Source organism: Mycobacterium sp. (assembly GCF_052144515.1).
GTDB lineage: Bacteria > Actinomycetota > Actinomycetes > Mycobacteriales > Mycobacteriaceae > Mycobacterium.
In genome coordinates, this window is the sequence record NZ_JBKQQD010000427.1 from 1 (window position 1) to 19208 (window position 19208).

The following is a 19208-nucleotide window of genomic DNA, read 5'->3' on the forward strand; positions in this document are numbered from 1 at the left end:
GTTTCGTTCTCAACTGCGCCCAGATCGGCACAGCATTCACACCGACCTTGAAACGTGAGCCGGTGACAGGAAATTCCTAGGGACAGGGCACGCAAAAGCCGGCGCGGATGACGCACCGTTGGTCCACCATACCTGGTTTACGGGCCTGGCCAAAATCGCTGACAGAGGAATCAAGGCCGCCGCCTCGACCCACCATAGGGCTTCTGACAAGCGCATACTTAACGCCGATGACAAGACCCCTGGATGGCGCTGCGCAGGCGCGCAAACCCGTGATGCTGACCGTCGACGACGATCCCGCGGTCTCCCGTGCGGTGGCTCGGGACCTGCGGCGCAAATACGGCGAGGACCACCGGATCGTGCGCGCGGAGTCCGGCCAGGATGCCCTGGACACCCTCAAGCAACTCAAACTGCGTGGCGAAACGGTCGCAACCCTCATTGCCGACTACCGGATGCCGCAAATGACGGGCATCGAGTTCCTCGAACAGGCGATGGACTTGTACCCGGCGGCGCGGCGGGTGCTGCTGACCGCCTACGCCGACAGCCACGCCGCCATCGATGCGATCAACGTCGTCGACCTAGACCATTACCTGCTCAAGCCGTGGGATCCTCCCGAGGAGAAGCTTTATCCCGTCATAGACGCGCTGTTGGACGCCTGGAAGCGGGCGCCGGACCACCCCATTCCGCACACGAAGGTGGTCGGGCACCGCTGGTCGGCGCGGTCTTGGCAGGTCCGCGACTTCCTGGCCCGCAACGGGCTCTACTACAACTGGTTCATGGCCGACGAGCCAGAAGGCGAGCGGCTACTGCAAGCCGCCGGCGAGGACGGCCTGCGGCTACCGGTCGTCATCACCGAACGCGGTCACCCTCTGGTCGAGCCCACCGATGCCCAACTGGCCGACACGCTGGGCCTGACCACCAAACCGTCGCAGGAGTTCTACGACCTGGTCGTTATCGGTGGCGGGCCCGCGGGCCTCGCCGCTGCCGTCTACGGCGCCTCCGAGGGACTGCGCACGGTGCTCATCGAACGCACCGCCACCGGCGGCCAGGCCGGGCAGAGCTCACGGATCGAGAACTACCTGGGCTTTCCCGACGGGGTGTCGGGCAGCCAGCTGGCCCAGCGGGCGCGCAAGCAGGCGGAGAAGTTCGGCGCCGAACTGATCACCGCCCGCACGGCCACCGCGCTGGAAATCAACGGGTGCGCACGCACCGTGCGGTTCGCCGACGGCGGCTCCATCGACGCGCACGCTGTCATCGTGGCCACTGGCGTCGCCTATCGCCAGCTGGCCGCCACCGGGTGCGAGGAGCTGGTCGGCCGTGGCGTCTACTACGGAGCGGCCACATCCATCGCCTCGGAGTGCAAAGGCGAGGACGTCTACGTCATAGGCGGAGCAAACTCGGCCGGCCAGGCCGCGATGCACCTTTCCCGCGAGGCCAATTCGGTGACCATTCTGGTGCGCGCCCCGTCGCTGGAGGCCTCGATGTCCTACTACCTGATCCAGCAGATCGAACAGAACCCCAAGATCACCGTCCGCACCTGCACCGAAGTCCAATGCGCCACCGGCACCGACCACCTGGAGAAACTCACCCTGGTCGACAACCGCACCGGCGACACCGAGGAGGTCGGCTGCGGGCGGATGTTCATCTTCATCGGCGCGGCACCGCGCACCGACTGGCTCGACGGGGTCCTCGCCCGCGACGACCACGGCTTCATCCTCACCGGCCCGGATCTACGCAACGTGTGCGGCTGGACGCTGGACCGCCCGCCCCACCACCTGGAAACCAGCGTGCCGGGCGTCTTCGTCGCCGGCGATGTGCGCTCCGAGTCCGCCAAGCGGGTCGCGGCCGCGGTCGGCGAAGGATCAATGGCCGTGATGCTGGTGCACCGCTACCTATCGGAGTCATGACGGCATGACCGCGGAGATGCCGTGCGAGCCCGACGAGCTGCGCAGCCTGTTCCTGTTCGAGGCGCTCACCGACGAGCAACTCGCGGTGTTGTGCAGCAACGGACATATCGAGAACTACCAACCCGGCCCCATCTGCGTCGAGGGCGAACCGGCGACCTGCTTCTACGTCCTCATCGAGGGTGAGCTGACGATGTCGAAGCTCTCCGGTGGTCAGGACATCGAAACCAACCGGACATCGCAGCGCGGCGTGTACTGCGGGGCCTGGCGGGCGTTCACCGGCGGAAAACAGAAGAGCTACGACGCCTCGGTGCACGTGACCAAGCCGTCGCGGTTCTTCGTGATGGACGCGCCGGTGTTCGCCCAGTTCATGAGGGACCAGTTCCCGATGGCGGTCCACCTGCTCGACGGCATCGCCGTCGGCACCGACCGGACCCGCCGGATCATCGACAATCGGGAAAAGCTGCTGGCTTTGGGCCGGTTATCGGCCGGGCTGACCCACCAGCTGAACAATCCCGCGGCCGCCATCGCACGAGCCGCAGACGAGCTTCGCGGCCGCATTGCCCGCATGCGGTCAAAACTGGCAATGCTGGCCGACGGCACCGTCACCCCCCAGACGCTGAACGGACTGGTGCGACTGCAGGAGGCGATCGCCGAGCAAGTCGCCAAGTCAGCTTATGGTCGTTCGGGGCAGCACCTGAGCGCCATCGAGACCGCCGACCGCGAGGACGCCGTCGGCGACTGGCTGGACGAGCACGGCATCGAGGGCGGATGGGACATCGCACCGACATTCGTCGAAGGCGGCATCGACACCGATTGGCTGGAGCGGATTTCCGCGGCCGCCGAGGAATTGGAGGCGTCGACTTCGTTGGATGAGGCGATCCGGTGGATCACCTACACCATCGAAAGCGAACTTCTGATGAACCAGATTTCGGAAGCGAGCAAGCGCATTTCGGCATTGGTCGCCGACGCCAAACAGTACTCGCAGATGGACCGGGCCCCGTTCCAGGTGGTCGATGTGCATGAGCTGCTGCGCAGCACGCTGACGATGTTTGCCGACCGGTTGGGTAAAGACGCAAGCAAGCACGCCGGGCAGAACCCAGTTATCAACGTGATCAAGGATTTCGACAAATCGCTACCCGAAATCCCTTGCTATCCAGGCGATCTCAATCAGGTGTGGACCAATATTATCGACAACGCGATCGCCGCGATGCGCGATGAGGGCGGCACGCTGACCATCCGGACCTGCCGCGAGGGAGAGAAGATGGCCCGGGTCGAGATCTGCGACACCGGGCCCGGCGTCCCCGAGGACGTTCGCCAGCACATCTTCGAGCCGTTCTTCACCACTAAACCGTTCGGGGAAGGCACCGGCCTTGGGCTGGACCTGGCATTCAACATCGTTGTCAAGAACCATCGCGGCGATCTGCGCGTGGAATCCGTGCCCGGTGATACGCGGTTCATCGTGCTACTGCCGCTGGAGGCGGCCCCCATCGTGGATAGGGTGGATGATGTAGCGCCGGAGGAATAGCGCCTCCACACCGCCGGTTGCAGCCACCATGACCGATTCTCATGCCAGTTCCGCTGCTGACAAACCCAATCTCGGCCGGTTCGGATCGTTCGGACGCGGCGTAACGCCCCAGCAAGCCAAAGAAATCGAGTCACTGGGCTACGGCGCCGTCTGGGTGGGGGGTTCACCGCCGGCCGAGTTGGCCTGGGTGGAGCCCATTCTCGAGGCGACGACCAGGTTGCAGGTCGCCACGGGCATCGTCAACATCTGGACGGCGGCCGCCAAGCCGGTGGCCGAGTCGTTCCACCGAATCGACAAGGCCTACCCAGGCCGCTTCCTGCTGGGCGTCGGCGTCGGCCATCGCGAGGCGATCAGCGAATACCGCAAACCCTACGACGCGCTGGTGGAGTACCTGAACCAGCTCGACGACTACGGCGTGCCCGCTAACCGGCGCGTCGTGGCGGCACTGGGCCCGCGGGTCCTCGAGCTTTCCGCACAGCGCAGCGCGGGAGCGCACCCCTACCTCACCACTCCCGAGCACACCGCCCGGGCCCGCGAGCTCATCGGTCCGTCGGCGTTTTTGGCGCCCGAACACAAGGTGGTGCTGACCACGGACGCCGAGAAGGCGCGCGCGATAGGTCGCAAAGCGCTCGACGTGTATTTCAACCTGGCCAATTACCGCAACAGCTGGAAGCGGCTGGGCTTCACCGAGGACGAAGTCACCCGGCCGGGCAGCGACCGCCTGGTCGATGCGGTGGTGGCCTACGGCACGCCCGAGGCGATCGCGGCCCGGCTCACCGAGCACCTCGACGCGGGCGCTGACCACGTGCCTGTGCAGATCCTTACCAAAGATGAAAACCTGGTTTCGGCGCTGGCCGAATTGGCGGGGCCGCTTGAAGTGAATCGCACCTGAGCTCAACGCGGAGGGGACCTGGATGACCGGCAAAGTTTCACTGAAACCCGACCTGGGCCGGTTCGGCGCCTGGCTGCCCACTCGCTCCATCACCCCAGAGCTGGCCGCTCAGATCGAATCGCTCGGTTACCGCGCGATCTGGATCGGTGGGTCACCGGACGCCGATCTGGCCTGGGTCGACGCTGCCCTGGCCGGGACGGCCTCCGTGCAACTGGCCACCGGGATCGTCAACATCTGGACGGCACCGGCTCCGGCTGTCGCCGAGTCCTTTCAGCGGATCGAAAGCGCCCACCCGGGAAGGTTCCTGCTGGGCATCGGTGCAGGGCACCGCGAGCACACCCAGGACTACGCCAAGCCCTACGACGCACTGGTCAGCTACCTCGACGAACTCGACGCCGCCATGGTGCCGACCAGCCGTCGGGTACTGGCGGCGCTCGGTCCCCGGGTGTTGCGGCTGTCGGCGGAACGCAGCGCAGGCGCCCATCCGTATCTGACCACACCCGAGCACACGGCCAAGGCGCGCGAGCTGGTGGGGAGCTCGGTGTTCCTGGCGCCGGAACACAAGGTGGTGCTCACCACGGACCGCGACGAAGCTCGGGCGATCGGCCGCCGATACCTCGAGCACTACCTGGGCCTGAGCAACTATGTGAACAACTGGCTGCGGCTGGGGTTCACCGAAGACGACGTACGCAAGCCCGGCACCGACAAGCTGGTCGACGCACTGGTGGCCTACGGCACGCCTGACGCCATTGCGCAGCGTCTCAACGAGCACCTGGAAGCCGGTGCCGACCACGTTGGGGTCCAGGTGCTGGACGGCTGGCCGGAGGACAAGCTCCTGCAGGTACTGAGTGAACTAGCCGGGCGACCACTGGGTTAGAAGCTCCGCTATGGTCTTTGACCATGCGGCTGCTGGTGACCGGTGGCGCCGGGTTCATCGGCGCTAACTTCGTGCACAGCGCGGTACGCGAGCACCCCGACGACGCGGTCACGGTGCTCGACGCCATGACCTACGCCGGCCGGCGCGAGTCGCTCGCCGATGTCGCCGACTCCATCAGGCTGGTGGAGGGCGACGTCGCCGACGTCGAGCTGGTTTCTCGGCTGGTCGCCGAGTCCGACGCGGTCGTACATTTCGCCGCCGAAACCCACGTGGACAACTCGCTGGACGACCCGGAGCTGACCCTGCGCACCAACGTGATCGGGACGTTCGCCGTCCTGGAGGCGGTACGACGACACGGCGTGCGGCTGCACCACGTCTCCACCGACGAGGTCTACGGTGACCTCGAACTCGACGAGCCCACGCGGTTCACGGAATCGACGCCCTACAACCCGTCGAGCCCGTACTCGGCCACCAAAGCCGCCAGCGACGTGCTGGTCCGGGCCTGGGTGCGTTCCTACGGCGTGCAGGCGACGATCTCCAACTGCTCCAACAACTACGGGCCGTATCAACACGTCGAAAAATTCATCCCACGCCAGATCACCAATGTGCTCACCGGCCGGCGTCCCAAGCTGTACGGCAGCGGCGCCAACGTCCGCGACTGGATCCACGTCGACGACCACAACAACGCGGTGCGGCGGATCCTCGAAAAAGGGCAGATCGGCCGGACCTACCTCATCGGCGCCGAAGGTGAGCGCGACAACCTGAGTGTGCTGCGCACGCTGCTGAAGATGATGGGTCGCGACCCCGACGATTTCGACCACGTCCCCGACCGCGTCGGCCACGACTTGCGGTACGCCATCGACCCGTCGGCCCTGTATGACGAATTATGCTGGGCCCCAAAGCATACCGACTTCAGCGAGGGCCTGCAGGCCACCATTGACTGGTACCGAGACAACGAATGGTGGTGGCGTCCATTGAAGGACGCCACCGAGGCCCGTTACGAAGAACGCGGTAAGTGAGATGAAGGTTCGAGAGCTCGCGATCCCGGGCGCCTGGGAAATCACTCCCACCATTCACGGCGATTCCCGCGGCTATTTCTTCGAATGGTTCACCGACCGCGGGTTCAGCGGCTTCGCCGGTCACCGCCTGGACGTCCGGCAAGCCAACTGCTCGGTGTCGTCGGCCGGTGTGCTGCGTGGCCTGCACTTCGCACAGGTGCCACCGAGCCAGGCCAAGTATGTGACCTGTGCGTCCGGGTCCGTGTTCGATGTCGTCGTCGACGTCCGTCTGGGCTCACCGACCTTCGGCCGCTGGGACTCCGTTCTGCTCAACGACACCGACCGCAGGACGATCTACATCTCCGAAGGGCTGGCGCACGGTTTCGTTGCGCTGGAAGACAATTCGACCGTGATGTACCTGTGCTCGTCGGAATACAACCCCCAGCGCGAGCACACCATCTGCGCCACTGATCCCGAGCTGGCAATCGACTGGCCCGTGATCGACGGCGTCGCTCTTTCGTTGTCCGACCGCGATGCGGCGGCCCCGAGCCTCGACGAAGTGCGCACGTCCGGCGTCCTGCCGACCTGGGAAGAGACGCAGGCGTTTATCGCGGGTATGCGAAACAAGATCAGCCGGTAGCGCAGGCGACACCGATAAAGGAGAACTCGGTGAAGCGTGAGCTGTTGATCGTCGTCGGCGCCGCGACCATCGTTGCGGGCATGGCGGGCTGTTCCAGCAACAACCGAGCCTCCGGCCCGTCGTCGAGTGCGGCGGTGTCGTCCAGCACAGCAGCGAGCTTTGGCTCCGCGCCCACTGCATCCGCTACTCCCGCTGCGTCCGGGCAACCGCAGGTCACCATCGGCGGTCAGCCCCAGAACGTCGGTGGCCCGGTGGTGTGCTCGATGACAAACGGCAAGTTCTCCATCGCCATCGGCGACACGGTCACCGGCGTGATCGTCGGTTTAGAGCAGGACGGGTCGGCGGTCCACAATGCCGGGTTCGGAACCGTCAACGGCGTGGTCATGAGCTTCACGGAGGGCGCCCGGGCAATAGCGCCACCGCCGTCAAGACCGGTAAGAACTACAAGATCACCGGCACAGCCAGCGGCGTGGACAATTCGGGACAGCAGATCAATAAGGACTTCACGGTCGACGTCACCTGCCCGGCCGCTTAGCGCGCTAGCCCGAGCCGGCTTCCCGTCTAGACCAAGACGTGTGCAAAAATTTGTGCGAACGGGGCTACCCAGTTTCCCGAGTGGCGAGCCCTCCGACCCGGCCGGCCAGCCGCCACCCGACCAATCCGCTGGCCCACAGCAGCACGGTCACCACTTCGGCGCCGACGCTGATCGCCGCGTGGGGCGAGGGCTCCCAACCCCGCTCGACAAAGCCGAAGATGCCGACGGTCCTCGACAAAATGAACGCGACCACAGAGCCGCCGGCCACAGCGGCCGCGGCCCAGCGCAGCCAGCCCGGACCACCGGCAAGGATCAGCACAGCCAGCGCGAACAAGACGCTGGCCTGGATCAAAAATGCAGTACCGATCGTCGGGATGTGCTGGTAGCCATGGACATAGAGGTAGGCGTGGCTGGCGGCGCTGACTGCCAAGGACGCGGCCAGGCCCAGCCGGAGTAGCAAAGTCATTGCAATGTCCGTTCTTTCAACGCGAGGGCTTGGTCGCCGCGGGTGTAGCTCACCTCGCGGATGCCCAGCGCGTCGGCGAGCTTGCCGGCGGGCAGGGTGACCGGCTTCGGCGCCGGGCCATCGCCGGGATGGGGCAGCGGGTAGGCGGTAGTCGTCCCGCTGTAGAAGGTCACGTTGCCTTCCGTCTTGGAAAACAGTTGGTGAACATGACCGTTGAGGCAGGTGACCGAGGCGAACCGGCGCAGGTAACTCAGCGCCTGGGTGGCATCGTCGGTGCCCCAGCCCCAGTCCGGGTACATCGCGAACAGCGGTATATGGCTGATGACGATGATGGGCGTGTCACTCGACAACCGCGTGACATCTTTTTCGACGAACTCCAACTGCTCGACACCCAGATGCCCAAGCTTCTTCAGGTTCAGCGTGTTGACCAACGCGATCACGTGCACGCCGGCGATGTCAAAGCTGTACCACCCGTCGCCGGTGCTTCCCGCGCCGAAGACGCTGCGGTACTTCTGACCCGCATCGTCGACCGAGTCATGCTCGCCGGGCACGGTGAAAACGTGTGGTGCTTTCAGGCCGCTCATCATCTGCTTGGCCTGGTCGAATTGGTCCGGGCTGGCCAAATGCGTGATGTCGCCGGTGTGAATGACGAAATCCGGTGTGTAGCCGAGGTTATTGATGCGATCGATCGCGTGGCCGAAGGTGTCGGCAACGTTGGGATTGGCCGGTCCGGAGAATCCGAGGTGACTGTCGCTGACTTGGGCGAAGCGCAGGGCGGGCCGGACCTGGGCATGAGCGTGCTCGGCCGCAGCGACACCGGCGACGTGCGAGATGACCTCGCCGCCGGCCACGGCTAAACCGACCGCGGCTCCGAACCACGCGGTGTGCCGGATGAGCTGGCGGCGACTCATCGTGTTCGGATCACGCGTCATGGGGTCACCACCACGGTGCCGTGCATCATCGGGTGAATGGAGCAGACGTAATCGAAAGTTCCTGCCGCGGAGAAGGTATGCGAGAAAGTGGCACCCGTCCCCATCCCGGGCGAGTGAAACGAACCGTCGCTCGCGGCCACCGTGTGGGGTTCCTCGTCGTGGTTGGTCCAAGTGACAGTGCTGCCCGCGCGGACGGTCAGCGTAGCGGGGGCAAACGCGAAGTTGTCGATATTGACCTGGTCGCCGCTGACCGGGGCCGCCGGTACGGTGACCGGCATTGAGGGCATCGACATGGAGGGCGTGCCTGTACCGACGGGAGGCCGCGATCCCGAACATCCGGCCAGCGATAGCACGCTCACCGCTAACGCGGCAAAGGTACGTTTTCGAAGCATGGCAGCAGTCATGCCAAGTAATAGGGCGGCGGGTTACACCCGTTAGGCCGCTCCTCAGGCGATCTCTGTAATCCCTTGTGCCACTTGAGCTTCACTAGTCACAGGGAAGGCGTTTGTGTCGGTGGGCCTTCGTAAAATTTGAGGCATGGGTTGCAGCAGTCGCGAAGAGATCGTCGAGGTCTTCGACGCGCTCGACGGCGCCCTGGACCGCTTGTGTGAGTTGTCTTTTGACGTGTTGACGACTCCAGAACTGCTGCGGGCCCTCGAGCGCCTGGAACGCGTCGCCCGCCGCCCGCGCGCACCCCAGCACAGCATCATTAACCAGATCGGCGCACAGGCCGGCGAGGAAGAGTTGGGCGGCACGCTGCGCTCGGCTTTGGCTGACCGGTTGCGGATCACCAAGGCTGAAGCCGGCCGGCGTATCGCCGACGCCGAAGATCTCGGTGAGCGCCGGGCGTTGACCGGTGAGCCGCTGGCGCCGCGGTTGTCCGCGACCGCGGCCGCCCAACGCGACGGTGTCATCGGGGATAAGCATGTCGAGGTGATCCGCAGCTTTTTCGCCCACCTGCCTGCCGAGGTGGACCTGGGTACCCGCGAGGCCGCCGAGGCCGACCTGGCTGGCAAGGCCGGCGGGTATCGCCCCGATGAGTTGGCCCAATACGCCAAGCGGATCATGGACTGGCTGCATCCCGATGGGGAATTCAGCGACGCGGAGCGCGCCCGCAAGCGCGCCATCATCCTGGGCAAGCAGGAATTCGACGGGATGTCACGCCTGAGCGGACTGGTCACCCCGAGCTGAGGGCCGCCATCGAGGCCATGCTCGCTAAACTGGCCGCCCCCGGAGCATGCAACCCCGAGGATCAGACCCCCGTGGTCGATACGGCACCCGATGAGGATGCGGTGCGCCGCGATCACCGTTCGGAAGCCCAGCGCAACCATGACGGGTTCCTGGCCGGATTGCGCGGCCTGTTGGCCTCGGGACAGTTGGGCCAGCACAACGGCCTACCCGTGTCGATCGTGGTGACCACGACGCTGCAGGACCTGGAGGCCGCCACCGGCAAGGCCCTGACCGGCGGGGGCACCCTGGTGCCGATGTCGGATGTCATCCGCTGGGCCAGCCACGCTCATCATTACTTGGCCATTTTCGATCACGGCAAGGCCCTGGCCCTGCATCACACGAAACGTCTGGCCTCTCCCGCGCAGCGAATCATGTTGTACGCCAAGGACCGTGGATGCACGAAGCCCGGCTGTGACGCCCCCGCCTACCACAGCCAGGTCCACCACGTCCAAGGATGGACTAAGACCCGCCGCACCGACATCAACGAACCGACCCTGGCGTGCGGTCCGGATAATCGGCTCGTCGAGAAAGGCTGGACCACCCGCACCAACGCCCAGGGCGACACCGAATGGATCCCGCCGCCGCACCTGGACCATGGCCGACCCCGCACCAATAGCTTTCATCATCCTGAAAGACTCCTCGGCAACCCGGACGACGACGAACCCGATTGACGCCAGCGACCTACGCCGGCGCAATCGGGCCAGCCGGGGCGAAAACTTCGATCGCTCCGTTGACCTCGCGAACCATCAACTTCGGCAACGGCTTTGGAGCGATCGGTAATTGGTGGGTGAGCACCTGTCCGCTGGGCGCGAACGAGGTCGTGTGGCATGGGCAATGCAGCTGGTCGTCGGATGCGTCGAACCACAATCGACACCCCTGATGGGTGCACACGCCGGATACGGCTTCGGGCTCGCCGTTGACCCGCCGCACGAATCCATTGACCGAGCCGAGATCGAAAGGATGCATGACTCCGTCGGGCACTTCCGAACTGGCCGCGACGCGCATCCAGCGTCCGTCGTTGGGCGTGAGCTGCCCGGACGCGGCGGGGGCTTCGGCTCGCCCGCCGAGGACGAGTCGGTCGACCGATACCGCCGTGACCGCGGCGGCCGCGGCGGCCGATGTCCCGACGACAACCTGGCGGCGCGTCGTGTTCCACTTCGACATCGGCGCCACTTCCGGGGGCGTGCCGGCCATTTGCTCGGCGAGACGGGCGTGCAGATCGTTGAAGAATTCCTGGCGCGGGGCGTCGTCACCCGGCCGGGCCGCGCGCAGTTCGATCGCCGTTCGGATCTGCGCCGCCTCGAAGTCGTCGGGCTGGAATGCCTTGGGGCGCCGACCGCGGAGCAGATCGTCGATGTACTTGCGCAATCCTCGCGCGTTCATGGCTGTCCCCCATCGTTCACCTGCGCTGCGAGTCTCAGCGCGCGATGTTGCAGCACCTTGGCGTTGGCGACGCTGATCCCGAGTTCCGCGGCTGACTCCTTGATCGAATTACTTTCCAGGAAACGTAGTTCCAGAATCCGCCGGTAGTTGTCCGGCAACGTGTCGAGAACCTGGGCGACACGTTGAGGAGCGACGCTGATCGCTTCCTCGCTCTCGGGCGGCTGCTCGATGTCCTCGATCGAGGTGATCTCGCGTCCCAGCGTCTCGCGCCAGTGCGCGGCGAGCACCGTGCGTGCGGTGGCCCTCAGGTAGGCGCGCACCTCCCCCACGCTCGCGGTGAGGCGTAGCGGTCGCAGCGCGGCGAGGAACACCTCGGCGGTGAGGTCCTCGGCGTCCGCCCGGTTGCCGACCCGAGCGAACAGGGTGCGGTACACCCAGGTCGCGTTGTCCTGATACACCGCTTCCCAGTCCGCGTAGGCCTGGTGTCCTGGGTCGGGCACCGCGCGCAGCTGCCGCGGACCGACGGGTTCGTTTCGTGCTGTCACGTGCCTCCTTCACCGATCTATATCAGCTCGGGTTACACATGCACTGCAATCGGTGCCGGCCAGCGTTCTGAAGTGCCCACCACACCGGCAAAGACTAACCCGACTTGCCGGTGGGTGCAGTTACGCCGCTCGGGCCTCGACCACACTGAGGGGCGAAGCGGTCTGCACCACCCGCGTCACCTGGAATCCGGCTTGCCTAAGCAGATCTCGGTACTCCGCGGCAGTGCGTTCGCGGGCCCCCAAATTCAGCAGCATCTCCAAATCCACCCATTTTCCCGGGAAGTCACGGTTGTGTTTGGGGATGACCAATTCGACCAGCAACACCGTGGCTCCGGGGCCGGCTGCCTTGCGAACGTTACGCAGGATCTGCACCGCCTTTTCGTCGGGCCAGTCGTGCATGATGTTCTTGAGGATGTAGGCGTCACCACCGGCCGGTACGCTGTCAAAAAACGACCCCTCCGCGATACGCACCCGGTCGGCGACTTTGTGCTCGCGCAACAGGCTTGGAGCGTTCGCAACAACCCGCGGCAGGTCGTACAGTACGCCCCGCGAAGCCGGCGCCCCCGCCAGGATGGCGGCCAGCAGTGGGCCATGCCCACCGCCCACGTCGACTATCGTGGGGTAGGCGCTGAAATCGTAACCGGCGACCACCGGCCCGTCCGTCAGCTCCGAAACACTCGTCATCGTCTGGTTGAAAAGCGCGGCAATCTCGGGCTGCACGGCGAAATAGTCGAAACTCTCCCTGCCGCGCAATGCCGGCACGACCGTACTCCCGGTTCGGATCGAATCCACCATCAGGGTCCAGCGTTCGCGCTGCTCGGCCGACCCGTAGAACTGCGCCGCCCAAGTCATCGAGATCGGCGCGTCCGAACGCAGAGTGCCGGCAAGGGAATTCAGCTCATAGCGTCCGTCGCGGCGATGAACGAAGATGCCCTTGCTGATCAAGGCCCGCAGCAGCCGGCGTAGCGCGTCCGCGTCCGCGCCCACCCGGGCGGCCAGCTCCTCGATCGGCAGCGGACCGTTGCTGAGGGCATCGGCGACACCGAGTTGGGCCGCCACAGTGATTCCCTGCGACGTCCAGGCGGCAATGATCATCTCCATCATTGCTGCCGGCGCGGGTGTCAGCCGTTGATGGAGCCGATACAGATAGTGGCGAATCCACTCCACAACGCGCGCCAACTTGGCGGGTGGCACCTTGGTGATCTTGGCGGTGGAAGACACCGCCTCACCTTCGGGGCTCGTGCGGGGCGACTTGTTCAATTTATTCACTCGCATTCACTCGCATTCACTCGCATTCAGTGGCATCCAGTGGCATCCAGGGGCATCCAGTAGCACCGACAAGATCGGTGGTCGTCGCCGCCCCGAGGTCTCGACTGATATCCGCGGATATCCGGCGATGACTCACCGAACGCAGAAACGTTGTCAGTGCCCAGGTCATGAACCGGTCCGAGATCATCGCCGCCGGTCTCAGCACGGACTCACTGCGGGACACTTGCAGCGTGGTCACCCAGGACACGGCCTTGACCTTGCGTCGCCTGGTGTCCTCGTACCAGCGCAGCGCGCTCGAGAGATCACGGTTGCTGGTGTGCACATCTTTGCCGCCCCTTGCGAAATCCGACAGCGCCTCGCGCAACACCATCGTGTCGAGCAGCGCCTGGTTGGTCCCTTGCGCAAGGGTGGGCGGCATCGTGTGCGCAGCGTCGCCAAGCAACGTCATCGCACCTTGACCCGAGCGTGGGATCGGATGCCGAAAATGCGGGAACGGCGAAGGGGCCAGATCCTCGTCGGTCAACGTCGCGAGTACTCGATCGACCGAGTCGGACCATCCTTTGAAATTGAACCGGATCATCTCGATCGGACGTCGCGGTCTGACGAACTCGCGCGACCATGGCAAGTCGAACCACCACTGCACATCGGAACCTCCAGCGGGCCACAGCCCAACATTTCCGTGCGCGCCGATAATCATTTGTGCGACGTGCTTTTCGACGACGTTTGGAAGGGTGACCAGTCCCTGCCAGCTGCACCAACCGGTCGGCTCCGCGGATTGCGCGCCGACGATGTCTCGAACCATTGAGTGCAGGCCATCCGCACCGATCAACAAATCTCCTTCGGTCCAGCTGCCGTCTTCGAACTCGAGCCGAACTCCGTCTTGCGTACTGACCACCCCGACCGCACGGGCATTGCACCAGATGCGTTCGGCCGGAAAGCCTTCCAGCAGGCGTTCCAGCAGGACTCGACGTGGGACCATCCGAACCGGTGCGCCCAGCCGATTCACGATCGCAGTCAGGTCCACAGTGGCAACCGGGCGACCCGTGGATGTGATGACCCGCAGGGTGGACAGCAGCTGCCCGGCCCCATCCATATCGACCCCCAGCTGCTCTAGAACCGTGGCGCCGTTGGACCAGATAGTTACGGCGCCCCCACCTGCCTTCACATCCGGCCGCCGGTCGAAGACGGTGACGTCATGTCCGTCGCGCAATAATCCCCGAGCAACGGAAATGCCGCCCACACCGGCGCCGACGACGAGGATCCGAAGCGGCCGAGTCGACCGACCATTCGGCATTGGCATCTCCTTCGAGGAACGCCTAAATTGACGGGTCACTTCAGTCCTCCGCGTGGCGTTCGTAAGCCCATCGCTCAAGTCGCGCTTGCAACTTCACCAGGCCAAGTCCAACGAACGTCGCGCCGGTTGAAAAGTAGACCATCAGCAGCGGATTCATCTCAAACCTCCTACTAGTACCACGTAGGACTTCGACGAGAAGTTCACCCGTGCGCGGACATCCCGGCTCGCAACGCGATTTAGTCAGCCCGCCATTTCGCCACTGCGGCAAGTACCGCTTGGGTGGACGCGCGGCTTCCGACGGTGATCCGAGCAGCGCCGTCCGGGTAGTAGCGGGCCTTCAGCCCGGCGTCGAACACGTCTCGCCAGGGTCGTCCGACGGCCGGCAGGTAAACAAAGTTGGCGTGCCCGTCGGTGGCATACACACCCATTGCCCGAAGGCGCCGGCACAGGTAATCCCGCTCACCGGTGATGCGCAGAATGCGTTGCCGCAACTGGTCTTCAGCGTCGTAGGACGCCGCCACAGCGGCCAAGCCGGTGATGCCCATGCCGAACGGCAATTGCATCGCCCACAGGGTTCTGGCGAGTTCTGGTGATGCGAAACCGTAGCCGATACGAAGCCCGGCCAATCCGTAGGCCTTCGAGAAGGTCCGCAAAACCACGACATTCGGAAAGCGCCGGATCAGGTCCGGCCCGTCGATGCGGTGCTGGGGGGCGACAAATTCGATGTAGGCCTCGTCGAGCAGCACGATCGTGTCGTCCGGCACCTGCCGCAGGAATCGCAGCACATCCGTGACGGGTTCCAGGGTGCCGGTCGGGTTGTGCGGGCGACACACGACGACGACGCGGGCGTCCGCCGCCACTTCGGCCATTGCCTCCAGGTCGTGGCGGCCACGCTTGTCGAGCGGAATAGTGACAGGTGTCAGGCGGGCCATCTGGGTGAAGATCGGATACCCGTCGAAAGTTGGCTCGCTGAACACAATCCGATCACCGGGCCGCGTCACCGCGTGCAGGACCTGCTTCACCACCCCGCTCGCACCCGCTCCCAGCACGACCTGCTCGTCGCAGACCCCGATGTGACCGGCGATCAAGCGGCGCAGCCGCTCGGGCAGGAACTCCGGATACCGGTTGGCGACATCGATCGAGCGAATCAGTGCCGAGCGCACCGCCGGCAGCGGCGGAAACGGGTTCTCGTTCAGCGACAATGCGAATGGATCGGTCGCGAGCGGCAACGCATCGAGAATCTCCGCGGTGGCAGTGCTCGACTCTCGCAGGGGTAGCATCAGCTTCGCCCGCCCCAGCGGACCGCCGCCGCACCCGCGAAATCGCCGGCGTGCGCGAAGGCTGCCATCATCACGACGTCGCCGGCCTTGAGCTGACCGTCGGATATCGCATGGTCCAGGTTGATCGGGATGCCGGCACCGAACAGGTTGCCGCACTCGTCAAACGTGTCGCGATGACGTTCGCGCGGCACCTCGAGCGCTTCGCGCCAGTTGCGCAGGAACACCCGGTTTGGCTGATTGGTGACCAGCAGGTCGATATCGTTGGACGGCAGGCCGATTCGATCACAGACGGCAAGCGCCACTTCGGGGACTTGCTGGTTGCCGCGAGCAAGCACCTTGGCGATCTTGGTTTCGGTGAACCCGATGGAGAGCTCACTGTTACCGGCTGCCCACCACTTGCGGGGCGGGTCCGAGGCCAGCACCATCTCGCCGGCGTATTCGCCGTAGGTGCGGCACTCGATATCGAGAATGGGCGACTGATCGGAAAGGGTGACCAGGCCGACCGCCGCGCCGTCGCCGGGCACTGCGGACTGCGCCTTGCGGCGAACTCCGGCCTGATCGAAGACGCGCCCCGCGGCATTTTGCGCGATGGCGATCAGCGCTGTGCGCCCTTGTCCGGACGCGAGCAATTGACGGGCCACGTTGAGCGCCAAAACAAACGCAGCGCACCCGCCGTTGTTCAGGTCGAGCACCCAGGAGGGCCGCAAGCCCAGGCGGTGGGCGATGCCGCCGCCTTCGCCGTAGAACGCCATGTCCGGCACCTGGGTATGCGTGATCAGCACGTCGACGTTGGCAATGCCGTCCCGCCCGTGCCGCTCGATCAGGCCCTGTGCGGCTCGCTCGACCATGTCGATCGCGGTTTCGTCCGGCCCGACGTGATGGCGGAACTTGGGCGCGCGGAACATCAGGTTGGCCGCCAGGTCGTCCGTGCCGGCGAACTGCGCGTAGTAGTCGGCGCCGACGGGTTCGCCAGGCAGATAGGTGGAGACGTCGGTCAGGCTGACGGTGGGTTGGTTCATGATGTACTCATCCATTCCGGCGTGATCGGCAGTCCGTTGCGGTGGCGGTATTCGGCGATTGACTTGAGGTTGTTCAGTTCCAGCCCATGACCGGCACCGAATAAGTCCCAGAAGTCGCCGACCCATCCCGTGCGCTGTGGTGGGGCGGCCTCGGGATACGGGTTGTCGTCGTAGAACGGGTGCCGGCAATTGGTCCACAGCACAACGGAACCGGGCTTGCCGAGCACGACCTGCGCGTCGAGGACCCGCATCAGGTAGATCATCCACAGGTGCTGGCCCTGGTCCCAGGCGCAGTGGTAGTCGACGGTACGGGCCTCGGCGTTGGCCACTGTGCGGGTGTAGATCTCGGTGTCCGGAAGCAACCGGTCGTAGGCCAGCCAGAGCCCGGACTCCTCAGTGGGGGTGAAGTCACGCAGGGTGTAGGTCCACTCCTCGAGGCTGCGGGTGTGGGACAAGTATTCGAACAGCTCGTCGGGCGGGCAGTCGACGTAGTCGTTGACCGTGCAGTACTTCCCGAAGACCTCGTCGTGCGGGTACACCGACCGCAATTTCTCCATGAACATCGGGGCGGTCTCCTCCAGTGGTGTGGTCTCGATACGGACCACTCCATCGATCGGCTCGGTGGTGCCGCTGTGGACGGCGATATCCTCAAGCGCTGCTAGAGACATGGAATCGGTTCTCCTTTATCGTTGTAATCTGTTGTTCGACAGCCTGATTGGCAGGTTGTCTGCTCAGGAACGCCGCGAACGGCGGGATTTCGTCTGCGGAGCACTCGACGGTGACCACGGACGGACCGTCGACGGCCATTGCTTGTTCCAGTGCTGCGGGTAGTGCGTCGATGTCGGCCACGTCGACCGAACACAGTCCGGGGAACATGCCCGCCAGACCTGCCCCCAGCTGGCTGGGAGCAAACCGGTTGTAGCTGTACAGGTCGTCGTAGAACAGTTGCTCGCGGGTCACGCACATGGCGTGGGCGTTGTTGTTGAACAGTACGAAAGTCATCGGAAGCCGGTACTGCACTGCGGTGTGCACCTCCATGCCGTGCATGAAAAATGCGCCGTCCCCGGCGATCACCACGGTGCGACCGCCGGGGCGTCCGCTGTGGACACGGCCGAAGGCCATCCCGATACCGGCACCGAAGCTGTAGCCCATACCGCCCATGCCGAGTGCGACGGCGAACCGACCGTCCCGGCGAACTGGGAGGTGATGGATTGCCGCTGCGCCGGTGTTGCCGGCGTCGACGACGATGTCGGTTCCGTCGGGCAACAAGCGATCGAGCACGACCATGGCATCGCGGTAGCGCACACCCGTACCGGCGAAAGAGGGAGGACTGAGTTCGGCGTCTGCCACGAAATCAGGCACGCGCAGTCCCCTTGCCCGTCCCCGCCCGGACAACGCACGGGTTAGCATCGTCAGCGATGCTCGCAGATCTTCGGTGTGCACGTGTGTGCACGGCAGGTATGGGGGTACCGAGCCGATTGAGAGCATCCGTGCGGCCGCGAGCGCGTCGTCAAGGCCGGCGCGGGCGGTCACCGACAGTCGGGTGCCGACCACCAGGCACACGGCGCTCGCTGCCACCGCGTCGGCCACTCCGGGATGGCCCATCACACCGGTCACACCGAGCGCTGACGACGAACCGGAACCTGGTGTACCGGCTACATCTTTGGCGTCGGGAACACATGCAATCTGCGCGCGCAGCAGGGCCCGCAGCTCCTCGAGTTCGGACCGGGCGTCATCGCGAGCCACCTGCTCGCCGGCGATGATTGTGATGGGTCCGGTCGCTCGGCGCAGAGCGCGGACGATCGCATGCGGATCACCGATGGACGCTCCCGGGCGCTCGAAGCCATGCTGGCCATCACCGCCGTAGCCGTTGATGCCGACATTCGCCTGCTGAATATCCTTGGGCAGCAACAACACTGCCGGGCCACCGGTGCGGGCCGCCGCTATAGCGTTGGGCAGCGCCGAAACGATGTCGGCGGGCGTCAACACCCGCTGGCAGAAGACCGACACTGCAGAAAATAACGCCTCGGCATTCAATGAACCGTTGCGGCCACTGGTGTCTTGAAAGCTGCCTCGACCGTCCATCGTGGTCGCAGGCTGACCGACCAATGCCAACACTGGCACTCGGCTCGCCAATGATTCCCCAAGGCCCGGAATAAGATTGAGCGCGCCCCCGCCAGAGGTCGCCGCCACTACCCCCAAACCGGCGCCACTGCGGCTGTACCCGTCGGCCATCGTGGCCGCCGAAAACTCGTGCTTGGCCAACACCGCGGTGATGTCCGAACGGAAATGTGCTGCATCGTAGAGATCTTCGATGTTGGCGCCGTCGACACCGAATATGTAATCGTTGTCGATTCTCGCGAGGTGCTCGACGATATGGTCGACCACCCTCTGTGTCCTGGGCATCTGCTCACCTAAC

General features: G+C 64.9%; 18 protein-coding genes and 2 pseudogenes. 8 read left to right on the forward strand and 12 right to left on the reverse strand.

All coding sequences use genetic code 11. The features are described from left to right. The first annotated feature begins 227 nt into the window (after positions 1-227). The 6 genes from ACLP9N_RS28635 to rfbC are packed head-to-tail and all read left to right on the forward strand — an operon-like array spanning position 228 to position 6836. The gene (locus ACLP9N_RS28635) at positions 228-1904 is read left to right on the forward strand and encodes an FAD-dependent oxidoreductase (protein WP_442410526.1); all 1677 of its coding nucleotides are present in this window, start codon (positions 228-230) and stop codon (positions 1902-1904) included. 4 nt (positions 1905-1908) lie between these two features. Continuing rightward, on the forward strand, positions 1909-3429 hold the full coding sequence (locus ACLP9N_RS28640) for an ATP-binding protein (protein WP_442410527.1): 1521 nt from the start codon (positions 1909-1911) through the stop codon (positions 3427-3429). Between the two features lie 28 nt (positions 3430-3457). Continuing rightward, positions 3458-4321 (forward strand): LLM class F420-dependent oxidoreductase, encoded by an 864-nt coding sequence (locus ACLP9N_RS28645; RefSeq protein WP_442410528.1) that lies wholly within the window; start codon positions 3458-3460, stop codon positions 4319-4321. 22 nt (positions 4322-4343) lie between these two features. Then, positions 4344-5198, forward strand: a complete 855-nt coding sequence (locus ACLP9N_RS28650; RefSeq protein WP_442410529.1) for an LLM class F420-dependent oxidoreductase — start codon at positions 4344-4346, stop codon at positions 5196-5198. A 23-nt stretch (positions 5199-5221) separates the two neighbouring features. After that, positions 5222-6217: a dTDP-glucose 4,6-dehydratase gene (rfbB, locus tag ACLP9N_RS28655; RefSeq protein WP_442410530.1), complete on the forward strand. Its 996-nt coding sequence runs from the start codon at positions 5222-5224 to the stop codon at positions 6215-6217. 1 nt (position 6218) lies between these two features. Further along, a complete protein-coding gene (gene rfbC / locus ACLP9N_RS28660; protein WP_442410531.1) occupies positions 6219-6836 on the forward strand; it encodes a dTDP-4-dehydrorhamnose 3,5-epimerase in 618 nt (205 codons plus the stop codon). On the opposite strand, the gene ACLP9N_RS28665 is transcribed toward rfbC, so the two are convergent. Further along, positions 6826-7011, reverse strand: coding sequence for a hypothetical protein (locus ACLP9N_RS28665; protein ID WP_442410623.1), 186 nt, complete (start codon positions 7009-7011; stop codon positions 6826-6828). The two genes, rfbC and ACLP9N_RS28665, sit on opposite strands and share 11 nt — an antisense overlap. Before the next feature lie 76 nt (positions 7012-7087). Here ACLP9N_RS28665 and ACLP9N_RS28670 point away from each other — a divergent pair. After that, positions 7088-7371, forward strand: a pseudogene (locus tag ACLP9N_RS28670) (lipoprotein LpqH). A gap of 64 nt (positions 7372-7435) precedes the next feature. Here the strand turns inward: ACLP9N_RS28670 and ACLP9N_RS28675 are convergent. The 3 genes from ACLP9N_RS28675 to ACLP9N_RS28685 are packed head-to-tail and all read right to left on the reverse strand — an operon-like array spanning position 7436 to position 9161. Continuing rightward, entirely contained in the window at positions 7436-7837 is a 402-nt protein-coding gene (locus tag ACLP9N_RS28675; protein ID WP_442410532.1) for a hypothetical protein, read from the reverse strand. After that, positions 7834-8769 carry a metallophosphoesterase family protein gene (locus ACLP9N_RS28680; protein ID WP_442410533.1) on the reverse strand — a complete coding sequence of 312 codons (936 nt, stop codon included), beginning with the start codon at positions 8767-8769 and terminating at the stop codon, positions 7834-7836. Before ACLP9N_RS28680 ends, ACLP9N_RS28675 begins: the two co-directional genes overlap by 4 nt. Continuing rightward, entirely contained in the window at positions 8766-9161 is a 396-nt protein-coding gene (locus tag ACLP9N_RS28685) for a plastocyanin/azurin family copper-binding protein (RefSeq protein WP_442410534.1), read from the reverse strand. Before ACLP9N_RS28685 ends, ACLP9N_RS28680 begins: the two co-directional genes overlap by 4 nt. Before the next feature lie 145 nt (positions 9162-9306). Between ACLP9N_RS28685 and ACLP9N_RS28690 the strand changes: the two are divergent. Beyond that, positions 9307-10670, forward strand: a pseudogene (locus tag ACLP9N_RS28690) (HNH endonuclease signature motif containing protein). A gap of 10 nt (positions 10671-10680) precedes the next feature. Here ACLP9N_RS28690 and ACLP9N_RS28695 read toward each other — a convergent pair. The 8 genes from ACLP9N_RS28695 to ACLP9N_RS28730 form a co-directional block, all read right to left on the reverse strand. After that, complete coding sequence (locus ACLP9N_RS28695; protein WP_442410535.1) at positions 10681-11382, reverse strand: ubiquinol-cytochrome c reductase iron-sulfur subunit; 702 nt, start codon at positions 11380-11382, stop codon at positions 10681-10683. Continuing rightward, on the reverse strand, positions 11379-11927 hold the full coding sequence (locus ACLP9N_RS28700) for an RNA polymerase sigma factor (RefSeq protein ID WP_442410536.1): 549 nt from the start codon (positions 11925-11927) through the stop codon (positions 11379-11381). The genes ACLP9N_RS28695 and ACLP9N_RS28700 overlap by 4 nt, the downstream gene beginning before the upstream one ends. Positions 11928-12047: 120 nt before the next feature. Next, positions 12048-13148 carry a methyltransferase gene (locus tag ACLP9N_RS28705; protein WP_442410537.1) on the reverse strand — a complete coding sequence of 367 codons (1101 nt, stop codon included), beginning with the start codon at positions 13146-13148 and terminating at the stop codon, positions 12048-12050. A 64-nt stretch (positions 13149-13212) separates the two neighbouring features. Next, the gene (locus ACLP9N_RS28710; RefSeq protein ID WP_442410538.1) at positions 13213-14490 is read right to left on the reverse strand and encodes an FAD-dependent oxidoreductase; all 1278 of its coding nucleotides are present in this window, start codon (positions 14488-14490) and stop codon (positions 13213-13215) included. A 236-nt stretch (positions 14491-14726) separates the two neighbouring features. Then, complete coding sequence (locus ACLP9N_RS28715; protein WP_442410539.1) at positions 14727-15770, reverse strand: pyridoxal phosphate-dependent aminotransferase; 1044 nt, start codon at positions 15768-15770, stop codon at positions 14727-14729. Next, positions 15770-16789 carry a 3-oxoacyl-ACP synthase III family protein gene (locus tag ACLP9N_RS28720; RefSeq protein ID WP_442410540.1) on the reverse strand — a complete coding sequence of 340 codons (1020 nt, stop codon included), beginning with the start codon at positions 16787-16789 and terminating at the stop codon, positions 15770-15772. Before ACLP9N_RS28720 ends, ACLP9N_RS28715 begins: the two co-directional genes overlap by 1 nt. Beyond that, entirely contained in the window at positions 16786-17457 is a 672-nt protein-coding gene (locus tag ACLP9N_RS28725) for an SRPBCC family protein (protein ID WP_442410541.1), read from the reverse strand. Before ACLP9N_RS28725 ends, ACLP9N_RS28720 begins: the two co-directional genes overlap by 4 nt. Then, positions 17438-19195, reverse strand: a complete 1758-nt coding sequence (locus ACLP9N_RS28730) for a thiamine pyrophosphate-binding protein (protein ID WP_442410542.1) — start codon at positions 19193-19195, stop codon at positions 17438-17440. The genes ACLP9N_RS28725 and ACLP9N_RS28730 overlap by 20 nt, the downstream gene beginning before the upstream one ends. Positions 19196-19208: the final 13 nt, after the last annotated feature.